Source organism: Bacillus sp. DB-2 (genome assembly GCF_003315125.1).
GTDB lineage: Bacteria > Bacillota > Bacilli > Bacillales > Bacillaceae_G > Bacillus_A > Bacillus_A mycoides.
Genome location: NZ_QNRN01000016.1, coordinates 161,510 through 170,973 on the forward strand (window position 1 = coordinate 161,510; position 9,464 = coordinate 170,973).

Here is a 9,464-nt window from a genome sequence, read left to right on the forward strand (position 1 = left end):
GTATATGAAGTGGGTTGATAAATATAATGAAGCTTATTTATAGATGATATAAATAACTTTTATATAAGGAGAACAGAATGAACGTTTTTGATTTTAAAGTTTTTAAATACGTGGCTCGTTTGAACAGCATTAGTTTAGCAGCTAAGGAGTTACATATGACACAGCCGGCTATAACTCATATCGTAAACAAATTAGAGAAACGATATGCGATAACATTATTTGATCGCTCTAGACGAGGAACTGTTTTAACTGAAAATGGAAAAGAATTTTTAGTTTGTGTAGATCGACTTCTAATGGAGTATGAAAACCTTGAAGAAACAGCTTTACAATTAAAAAATAATAACTTGTATAAGATTGTATTAGCTACATATCCTTCAGTTACTGTATATTGTTTGGCGGAGTGTATCGAACTAGGTAATTTTGATCAAAGTCAGTATGTGCTTGCAGTTCGAGAAGGAAGCTATCAAGAAGTGTTAGATTGGCTGTCTTCTGGAAGTGCTGATTTTTCTATTTCTATAAAAGAAAATTTAATACCAGGATTTCATTATGATGTAATTGGTGAAGATCCGTATGTTATGGTTTCTTCTAAGTCAGTTCCATCTGGTCTTACAATGAAAGAGTTGAAAAATTATCCTTTTATAATGCCGCTCTCTGGTTGTAAAGAAGTACTTGAACCATATTTGATGAAAAATGAAATAGTAGTTAATAAAGTGATGGAATCAGAGACAATTAGTTCGGCGTTAGCACTGGCTTTACAAGTTAAAGGGATAACAATCGTTCCAGTATCAGGACTTCATAAACAAATTATTCATGACTTCATCGTGCAACCGATAGAAATTAAAATTCCACGACAACTTATTATGCAATGGTCACCTAAAAAAGAAAATGACTCACTGTTTCTGGCGTTTGTTACGAATTTACTAAGCCAACTACAACAAAAGAAAAAATGAATAAAATGATACAAAAGGTAAGCTCATTTCACTGAAGCTTACCTTTTGTGTGTATTACCAATATAGGACAGTATCATAAAGCCCGATTAATATAAGGAGAACACCGGCTATACGCTGAATGTTTTTTCCTATTTTTCGGCTCTTTTTCAGTAAAGTCCCATTTAATCCAAGGTAGGAGATGATGAACATAAGTACAACGATAGGTAGAGCAGTTCCTATCGAAAAGAATGTCGGAAACAAGTATCCATAATTAGATGAGAAAGATAAAGGGATTAACGTTCCGAAAAATAGAACGAACATAGTCGGACAGAAAGCTAAAGAAAAGAAGAATCCAAGTGAAAATGAGCTAACTTCGGTTTGTTTTCGTATAAATTTGATCGAGAAGAAACTTCTTCCTTTTATAATACCTGCCAACATTAGCCCCATTAAAATTAATAAAGGTCCAATTATTTTTCGTAACCATGGGAAATACAAAGTTAATATTTGCTGAATCTCTTTTCCTAAGAACCATACTAATAGTCCAAGTGTCGTAAAAGCTATTATTTTTCCTAAAATGAATAACAATATATGTTTCCATGCATGTCCCTTTTGTAAAGATTGATTGCCATAAAGTGAAACTTTAATCAGTGGGGGTTTTGTTCATCCCCCACTGATTATTAGCCTTCACCAATCGGGCATTTACGGGCAGTTGATATCCCACCTAACTTCTTTGTCCTATCCGAATTTTGAGGTGGGAGTTTTACTGCCCGTTAATGCGGGATAAAGTGTAATAGCACTAATGTTTCCTGTTAATTGGCAAGGAGAAAGGGTACCTACAATGCCTAATAAAAACGCAAATAAAAGAGGAATTGATTTCGTAGCATTCGCGATAGCCATTAAAGGAGACATGAGTTGATAACTCCACTCGCTAATTGTAGAAAACACGTTATATTCACCTTTCTAATTAAATTGGAATGTTCCATTTCTAGTAAGCTGTTTCCACGTTTTACCGTCATCTGTAGAGAGGAACACATTTGCTTTCATTGTAGCAAAAACTATTTCAGCTGAATTTTGAGGATTTTGTGATATGTACATAATTGTATCTTTAGAATCTAAAGATGGAATCTGTAAGTTTGTTTCTTCATTTGTAGCAATTGATTTCTTCGTAATCAGTTGCTCAGCTTGCTTATTAATAGAGGCATAGATAATGTCTTCATTACTTAATGTCACTGCGGTCGATTCAACTGGTTTAGAAAATAGTTCAAATGTATTTCCATAATCTGTAGACAAATATACACCGTCTTTAGCACTTACCGCGACTACACTAGATTGATCTGGATGTGCTGAAAAGGAATGGATTGTACTTGAAAGACCGTTTAATTTACTATTTTTCCAATCTTGTCCGTTGTTCGTACTGAAATAAAAACCTTGTTGTAATTTAGAATTTGGACGCTCATTGTATAAATAAATTGCTTCCGTATTATATCCGACAGCAAGGTTATGAAAATCAGATTCTCCATAAAACGTTAGCTTTTCAAGGGTATTACCGCCATCAGAACTTTTCATTAATCCTAAAGGGTTTTTTAAGTTTGCTCCTGGTTCAGGATGCCCGCTAGCAAAAAATCCATTTTTTGTTGCCTGAAAGCCCATATAATCGTGTAACTGTGTAGTAGTTTCAAACCATTTGCCATCTTGATAAACTTTTATACCACTGTGCGTGGCGATAGAAATCCCAGGCATATTTCCTGCATAGCCAATTCCATGAATGTGCTCGATTTTTCCAGATGTAATTTCTTTATAGAAGTTTTGCGGGATCGTATTTGCTATTTCTTTATTTTTTGGCTGAGATTGCACCGTTTCTTTTTTAGCTGGTGCTGTTTCAGCATTGCTAGAACATCCTGTAATTATTAATAAAGAAGTAATTACTAACCCTGTTGCTACATAATGTTTCACTTTTGTAGACTCCTTTCTATATATGAGATTTTAAGTATATGGAATAAATGTCAAGAAATTGTGGAGTGGTATGCATAATTGCGAGTGAAAGAGCGCCTAGTATGAAAGTTTTATTTTCTATATGAGCACTATTAATTGACGAAAAATTATAACAATAATAGAATGAATTGTATTGGATAATTAATTTTAAAAGCATACATAGAATGCAAGGGGGATTATTATGAAATCAATATTTTTTGCTCAAAATAGAGAACGATTAGTAAACACATTACCGGATGAATCTATTACTATTTTATTTGCTGGGCAAGCACCTCATATGTCAGCCGATGCACATTATAAATTTGTGCCGAATCGAAATTTTTACTATTTAACGGGAATCGATGAGCCAAATGTTATTTTCATGTTGAAAAAGTTTGGAAATAGTGTGGAAGAAACTCTTTTCATTGAAAAATCAGATCCAGTAACGGAAAAATGGGACGGTAAAACAGTTTCTAAAGAAGATGCAGAACAAATTTCAGGCATAAAAAAAGTTGTATATATAGAAAGCTTTGAGAAGACAATGGTAAATACACTTTTCACAGAAAATGCGAAGCATCTGTATTTAGATTTAGAGCGTCGTGAGTGGAAGGGTACTGAGACGAAAACGTTAGCGTTTGCTAAACATGTAAGAGAACAGTATCCACACGTTTTAATTGGTAATGTATATCCGCATATTTGTGAATTACGAGTGTTTAAAACGGAAGAAGAAATTGAAATCATTAAAGAAGCGATTGCTGTAACTAAAGAGGGTATTTATAACGTGCTGAAGCATGCAAAAGCAGATGTGATGGAATATGAATTAGAAGCTCATTTTGATTTTACGCTTAAATCATCTGGAATTAAACATCATGCATTCAATACAATTTTGGCGAGTGGTAAAAATGCTACAGTCCTTCATTATGAAGATAATGATGCACAAATTCAAAATGGTGATTTAGTGCTGCTCGATTTAGGTGCTCAAAAAGATTACTACAACGCTGATATTAGTTACACATTCCCAGCTAGTGGAACATTCTCTAGTCGCCAAAAACAAATATATAATATAGTGTTAAAAGCATTGAAAGAAACAACTGAGCTTATTAAGCCAGGATTAAAGTTTACTGCATTAAATGAGCATACAAAAAAGGTACTGGCAGAAGAGTGTAAAGCAATTGGTTTAATTCAAGAAGATGAAGAGTTATCAAAATACTATTATCATGGCGTCAGCCATTTCCTTGGTTTAGATACTCACGATGTAGGAACATACAAAGATAGAGTGTTAGAAGAAGGTATGGTTATAACAATCGAACCTGGTCTTTATATTGAAGAAGAATCAATTGGAATTCGTATTGAGGATGATATCCTTGTAACAAAAGATGGGTATGAAAACTTGTCAAAAGATATCATTAGAGAAGTTGAAGAGATTGAAGAGTTTATGAGTGAAAATAATGTGAATGTAAAAGAAGATGAAGTTGTTACGAAATAATTATTAGAAGAGGCGCTCAATTTTGGGCGTCTTTTTATTTGGGCCATTTTAAACCTCCATATTTTCTTGAAAATTGTCTTCTATAATAATCTTGAAAAAGAAAAAGGAGGGATTTTCATTGAAGAGATTTGTATTAACAGCAGTTACAGTCTCCGTAATATCTTTAATTGCTGCATGTTCTGCGACCACGAATACAACAAATGATCATAAAAATATGGACGATAAAAAAACAACACAGACTGAAACGGCTACAAAACCATTGAAAGTTGTAAAAGGGCCAGAAGTTACTTTAGTAGCGAAAGAAGAAAAGCAAAAGCTAAGTAACGGTGTTATTGTTCCAGTCTGGACATTTAATGGCTCATCCCCAGGTCCAGAAATTAGAGTGAAAAAAGGTGAAAAGGTTAAAGTGACATTAAAAAATGAATTATCTGCACCAGTATCTATTCATTGGCATGGGTATCCTGTCCCAAATAACATGGATGGAATTCCAGGTGTGACGCAAGATGCGGTTGAAGCAGGAAAAAGTTTCACCTATGAATTTGAAGCGAACGTATCAGGAACGTATTGGTATCATTCACATCAAGATTCTGTAAATCAACTAGATAGAGGCTTGTATGGTGCTCTTATTGTAGAGGATACAAATGAAAAGTATGATAAAGATTACACATTAATGTTAGATGAATGGGTAACAGATGAAGAAGAAATTAATAAGCAGTTAAAAGAAATGACAAAAGGGAAAACAGAAAAAGCAGACGGTAATAAATCTAAGGGTAATGAAAATACGAAAAAGAATGATGATATGAAAGGCATGGATCATTCCGGTATGGACATGAAGAGTGATAAAAAAGACTCTGGCAATATGGCAGGAATGGACCATGGAAAGATGAAGATGGAAGGTCATGATATGAGTATGTATGATTTATTCACAATCAATGGTAAAAGTGGGGATTTAGTAGAACCATTAAAAGTGAATAAAGGAGATAAAGTTCGTCTTCGACTCGTTAATGCTGGTTATCTATCACATGATATACATGTTCACGGTCATGATATAAAAGTAATTGCGACAGATGGTCAACCAATAAACGATCCAAAAGTTATAAAGGATCAAGTAATTTCAATCGCACCGGGTGAACGTTATGATATTGAATTTACTGCTAATAATACTGGGAAATGGTATGTGGAAGACCACTCAGCAAATAAAGGTGCCAAAGGAATGAAAGCTGTTATTGAATATGATGGCAGCAAAGAGATGAAAGATAAAGCAGATGAAAAAGAAAAATTATCGAAATTAGATATGACGAAATATGGTGCTAAAAAATTAGGTGGTTTCACGTTAGATCAGCAGTATACTGCCACATATAATATGGACTTGAATACACAAATGAATGGAAATGAAATGGTATATACAATTAATGGAAAGGTATTTCCGGATATTGACCCAATTCCAGTGAAAAAGGGTGATTTAGTAAAAGTAAAATTGGTAAATCGTTCTAAAATGGACGATCACCCGATGCATTTACACGGTCATTTCTTCCAAGTGTTAAGTAAAGATGGAAAACCGATAGAAGGTTCCCCAATTGTGAAAGATACATTGAACTTAAAACCAGGAGAAGAATATGAAGTAGCCTTTGTAGCAGACAATCCGGGTGAATGGATGTTCCACTGTCATGATTTACACCATGCTTCAGCCGGGATGGTAACAGAAGTGAAATATACAGATTACAAATCTGATTATGTTCCAAACCCTAACATTCCTAATAAGCCAGAATAATATGAAGCAGTTATCCGATGGATAGCTGCTTATTCATTTTCGTTGCAAGTGTTAATGCATATGTTGATCGTGCCCGGATGAAGATGGGGGAGTATGATCGGGGAATGTCACGAACACGGCAACGATAATTACCACACTAATTGAAAGTAATAATAAAAAACGCCGTTGGATAAAAGTAGAAAAGGTTTCTGATAAAAGTTGAATTATACATGACATAGTTATTGTTATAGTAAGTAAAAGACTAATGAACAGTATACTGTGGGCTTGTTGAGCGTTTAACATTTCTGTAATCATTGCTCCCATCATACTTGCCATTAATCCAGAGAACAGTCCTTCTAAAGCAGTATATAGGTGAAAACGTAGACCGACTAAAAAACCGATAAACCCACTAATCAAAATAGCAAGCAAAGTAGAATATAGTAATTCTCCTTTGAAGAGAATCCCTAAATAAAAACCTATACTTAAACCGATACACATACTAAAAGACATAATAAATACCATATACTCCATTAGGGTACCCTTACGTTTAGAAATATATGATGTAATAATAATCGAGATACAACAAAGTGTTAAGGCAGTTAACGTATAAGCGAACATCATGATACCTCCCTGTCCTATCATTCACTTCATCATATGTTCAAATGGAGAGTACTTATGCTAATATATATCTGCAAATTATCTGCACAATTTTAAAAAGGTAAGTTCAATATAATTTTCAAATAATGATGGTTATCTTAGTGGACGATGCTTCATAAAGAATTGTTGTATTTTTATTTTGAGAGAATATATGTAAGCAAGTAGTAGTGAATGGAAAAGATGTTCGATTTTTGAGCGTCTTTTTTGTCTATAAGCATGAGAAAGAAAGTGTTATATAATGAGTTTCTATTGTGAAGCCATAAAGAATAGGCGTATAATATTATAGGTCTCCCATTTGTGAGGCAAACCGCGAATGATAAATAAGATGGTTGTTTTATCATCGCTTCTAAACAGATAGACAATGAAAGTAACACTGGAATACAGATAGGGAGTTAGAAGATGAAATTAATTATTGCCGAGAAACCAGATCAAGGTTTGGCTCTTGTTTCACAGTTTAAATATCGCCGGAAAGATGGGTATTTAGAAGTAGAAGCAAATGAGTTATTTCCAAATGGAGCGTACTGTACATGGGCAATTGGTCATTTGACGCAGTTATGTAATCCAGAACATTATCACGCTGAGTGGAAGAAATGGTCACTTAATACATTGCCGATGATTCCAGAGCGCTTTCAATTTGAGGTAACAAAGTCAAAGTATAAGCAATTTAACGTTGTGAAACAGCTGTTACATAATCCACAGGTAACAGAAATTATTCACGCGGGCGATGCTGGGCGTGAAGGGGAACTGATTGTAAGAAATATTATTAATCTTTGCAACGTGCAAAAGCCAATGAAGCGTCTTTGGATTTCATCTTTAACGAAGCAAGCTATTTATCAAGGATTTAAAAACTTACTAGATGAAGCAGATACGATTAATACGTATTACGAAGCATATACAAGATCTTGCGCTGACTGGGTCGTTGGTATGAATGCATCGCGTGTCTTTAGTATTTTGCTAAAGAAAAAAGGAATGAATGATGTGTTTTCCGCTGGTCGTGTACAAACACCAACATTAGCACTCATCGTAAAGCGTGAGAAAGAAATTGAGAACTTTAAGTCAGAGCCGTTTTGGGAAGTTTTCGCAACCTTTAATATAGAAGGAAAGAAGTATGAGGGGAAATGGGAGAAAGATAATGAGTCCCGCTTAAATGATCCTGATTTGGCAAATAAAATTGCAGCGTTTTGTCAAAACAAACCGGCTGTAGTAAAAGAAATGAAAACGGAGCGTAAAGAGTTTCAGCCACCGTTTTTATTTAATTTATCAGCACTGCAAGCAACGGCGAATAAAGCCTTTAAATTTTCACCGAAAAAGACGCTAGATATCACGCAAGCACTATATCAAAAAGGGATAGTCTCTTATCCACGTTCGGATTCTAACTATGTTACACAAGGAGAAGCAGCGACTTTCCCTGATATTTTACAGAAGTTAAGTCAGTTTGATGAATATAAAGGTTTATTGCCAGCACCAATTGAATCAATTATGAATAATAAGCGTTATGTGAATGAAAAGAAAGTTACAGATCACTACGCAATTATACCGACAGAGCAAGTGACAAATCCAAGCAAACTATCAGGTGATGAAAAGAAAATTTACGATATGATCGTAAGAAGACTTATTGCGGCGCATTATGAAGTAGCAATCTTTGACTACACAACGATTACAACTCTTGTAGACGAACGTGCTGCGTTCATTTCGAAAGGAAAACAGCAAATTCAAGAAGGTTGGCGTAAAGTTATTTTCCAAGATGATAAAGATGACGAAACGATTCTTCCAATTGTAGCTGAAGGTGAACAAGGAAAAGTTGTAAAGGTGAAAGTGAAAGAAGGAAAAACACAGCCACCGAAACGTTATACAGAAGGACAACTCATTACGTTAATGAAAACGGCCGGTAAGTATTTAGAGAATGAAGAGCTTGAGAAAGTATTGAAGAAAACAGAAGGTTTAGGTACTGAGGCCACTCGTGCTGGTATTATTACAATGCTGAAAGACCGTAAATATATAGATGTACAGAAAAACCAAGTGTACGCAACCGATAAAGGGAAAGTATTAATTACAGCAATCGGTGATAAAATACTGGCTTCACCAGAAATGACAGCAAAATGGGAGCAACGCCTTGCGGAAATTGGAGAAGGTACAGCTTCACCAGCGACATTTATGGAGCAAACGAAAAAGCTATCAGCTAAAATTATTGAAGACGCGGTAGAAATGTCGGAGAAATGGGATTTCACCGGATTACATGTTGAATCGATTGAGCGAAAAGGATCGAAATTTACAACAGGTAAAAAGGTCGGTAGCTGCAAAAAGTGTGATGGCGATGTGATTGATAAGTCAACGTTTTACGGTTGTTCTAACTACAATACAACACAATGTGACTTTACCATCTCGAAGAAGATTTTAAGCAAAGCTATTTCGCAAAAAAACATGACGAAACTATTAAAAGGTGAGAAGACCGATTTAATTAAAGGCTTTAAAAAAGGCGAGAAAACGTTTGATGCGAAGTTAGAGTGGAAAGATAATAAGATTAATTTTGTGTTTGAGAATTAAGTGATTTTAACAAATGAAAAAGCTCTTTCCCAAGTAAAATGTTCTGTATTAGGTTTAAAAATATAGATATAAAAGAAAAAGCATGACAATTTTATGTCATGCTTTTTTATTTTATAATTACAGAGTT

General features: G+C 34.6%; 8 protein-coding genes. 4 read left to right on the plus strand and 4 right to left on the minus strand.

Going from position 1 to position 9,464, the window contains the following annotated elements; translation table 11 throughout:
* The first annotated feature begins 77 nt into the window (after window positions 1–77).
* Complete coding sequence (locus DET63_RS24555; protein ID WP_113938140.1) at window positions 78–950, plus strand: LysR family transcriptional regulator; 873 nt, start codon at window positions 78–80, stop codon at window positions 948–950.
* A 54-nt stretch (window positions 951–1,004) separates the two neighbouring features.
* Here DET63_RS24555 and DET63_RS24560 read toward each other — a convergent pair whose 3' ends face one another.
* The 3 genes from DET63_RS24560 to DET63_RS24565 all read right to left on the minus strand — a co-directional run bounded on the left by DET63_RS24560 (window position 1,005) and on the right by DET63_RS24565 (window position 2,882).
* Window positions 1,005–1,514, minus strand: a complete 510-nt coding sequence (locus DET63_RS24560) for an urease accessory protein UreH domain-containing protein (RefSeq protein WP_235661793.1) — start codon at window positions 1,512–1,514, stop codon at window positions 1,005–1,007.
* Between the two features lie 150 nt (window positions 1,515–1,664).
* Window positions 1,665–1,838 (minus strand): hypothetical protein, encoded by a 174-nt coding sequence (locus DET63_RS30395; protein ID WP_181777956.1) that lies wholly within the window; start codon window positions 1,836–1,838, stop codon window positions 1,665–1,667.
* Window positions 1,839–1,889: 51 nt separating this feature from the next.
* The gene (locus DET63_RS24565) at window positions 1,890–2,882 is read right to left on the minus strand and encodes a F510_1955 family glycosylhydrolase (protein WP_113938142.1); all 993 of its coding nucleotides are present in this window, start codon (window positions 2,880–2,882) and stop codon (window positions 1,890–1,892) included.
* 220 nt (window positions 2,883–3,102) lie between these two features.
* Here DET63_RS24565 and DET63_RS24570 point away from each other — a divergent pair, with 220 nt between their 5' ends.
* Both DET63_RS24570 and DET63_RS24575 read left to right on the plus strand, forming a co-directional pair.
* Window positions 3,103–4,386 (plus strand): aminopeptidase P family protein, encoded by a 1,284-nt coding sequence (locus DET63_RS24570; RefSeq protein ID WP_113938143.1) that lies wholly within the window; start codon window positions 3,103–3,105, stop codon window positions 4,384–4,386.
* Window positions 4,387–4,504: 118 nt separating this feature from the next.
* A complete protein-coding gene (locus DET63_RS24575) occupies window positions 4,505–6,157 on the plus strand; it encodes a multicopper oxidase family protein (protein ID WP_113938144.1) in 1,653 nt (550 codons plus the stop codon).
* Window positions 6,158–6,208: 51 nt separating this feature from the next.
* Here DET63_RS24575 and DET63_RS24580 read toward each other — a convergent pair whose 3' ends face one another.
* A complete protein-coding gene (locus DET63_RS24580; RefSeq protein ID WP_002141309.1) occupies window positions 6,209–6,754 on the minus strand; it encodes a hypothetical protein in 546 nt (181 codons plus the stop codon).
* Between the two features lie 438 nt (window positions 6,755–7,192).
* Here DET63_RS24580 and topB point away from each other — a divergent pair, with 438 nt between their 5' ends.
* On the plus strand, window positions 7,193–9,337 hold the full coding sequence (gene topB / locus DET63_RS24590) for a DNA topoisomerase III (protein ID WP_113938145.1): 2,145 nt from the start codon (window positions 7,193–7,195) through the stop codon (window positions 9,335–9,337).
* Window positions 9,338–9,464 lie beyond the last annotated feature (127 nt).